This is a genomic window from Ruegeria sp. AI3, assembly GCF_056541245.1.
The window spans coordinates 1-1,391 of the sequence record NZ_JBQFYA010000045.1 but is presented as its reverse complement, the minus strand read 5'-3'; the positions used below and the strand labels follow the sequence as shown (position 1 = coordinate 1,391).

The 1,391-nt window shown below is 55.6% G+C and carries 1 protein-coding gene; it reads right to left on the bottom strand.

The genetic code is table 11. The features are described 5' to 3' along the window. Positions 1-15: 15 nt before the first annotated feature. Positions 16-1,287 (bottom strand): sulfatase-like hydrolase/transferase, encoded by a 1,272-nt coding sequence (locus ACRZ95_RS22870; RefSeq protein WP_170681777.1) that lies wholly within the window; start codon positions 1,285-1,287, stop codon positions 16-18. Positions 1,288-1,391 lie beyond the last annotated feature (104 nt).

Here is a 1,391-nt window from a genome sequence, read left to right as displayed (position 1 = left end):
GGACAAAGCCGCCCTTCAGTCAGTGGGTGGTTCGTAGGGGTCCGGCGTTCCTGGGGGGATCGGAGGAAACTCCTCGAAGGTAGCAATGTGCTCCTGCAACTGCGGCAGCGCTTTTTCGGCCGCCCATGTGTGCGGGAAGAGTACGCTTTCACGCTCATGCGGATCATTCAGTAGGTTGTAGACCCTTGGTGTGTCGAAAGACTCCGTCGCGCCAAAGGCTGTTGTGTTCTCTTTGAACAGAACTTTCCAGTCCTTCCATTTTACACCGAATATCTGTTCGCCCATGTAAACGATCACGCCTTCTCGGTTCGATCTCGGCTGGACGCCCAGAAAGAACTCGGACTGGTCGATGCCATCAAATGCCCGGTCGTCCGGCACTTTGCCCCCCGCGAATGCCGCCAGTGTTGGAAAAAGGTCCATCGAGTGGACAACGTCATTGCTTTCTGAACCAGCGGGGATCTTCCCCGGCCACTTGATGGCGAAAGGCACGCGCATGCTGCCTTCGAGGCTGGTGAACAGAGTGCCGCGCCATGGCCCCGCAGTACCATGTACCGCAGGAACCGGCGAGACATTGGCGTTTCCAACCGGAAGAGCTTCGGGGCCGTTGTCTGCAGTAAAAATCACCACGGTTTCGTCGGAAACGCCTGCCGCCTCGATCGCACCAACGATACGTCCAATATAGCTATCTGTTTGAAGTAGAATGTCGGCCCAGACGCCGTTTCCAGTAGCGCCACCAAACTCCTCGGACGCGATGTTTGGATAGTGGGTCTGCGTATATGCAAGATAGATGAAAAACGGCGCGTCTGCGGCACTCTTAGCTTCGATGAATTCGATGGCCTTTTTCGTCAGGTCGCCATCTATCTCGCCGCGATAGTCCAGATCGTAGTCCCGCGCAACGGTCGCCGGTTCGCCTGCAATACCCTGCATCACAACTGGCTCTTCCATGTTGGCTTCAGCAAATCCCGGAAGCGTGCGCCAGACTGTAACGTCCGTGGTTTCAACACCGTAAAACTCGTCGAATCCTTGATTCGTTGGATAGCGCCCTTCGGTCCATCCAAGGTGCCATTTTCCGTACATGGCCGTGTTGTATCCAGCGTCTTTGAGCATCTCGGCCATCGTGACTTCCCACTGAGTCAGACCGTAAACGCCGCCTCCCAGTGGGACTGTATGGTTTCCGCTCCGAATGCCATATCGTCCTGTCATGGTCGCTGCGCGGGACGGCGTGCACTGACTCTCGACGTTGAAGTTCGTGTGTCGTAATCCTTCCGCAGCGAGAGCGTCCATCATGGGGGTCGCCGCGACACGGATTATGCCGTCTCCATGAGCCTAGGTTCGCACCAGCAAAAATTATCTAGAAATATGAATATGATGTTGGGCTTATCTTGAGCTGA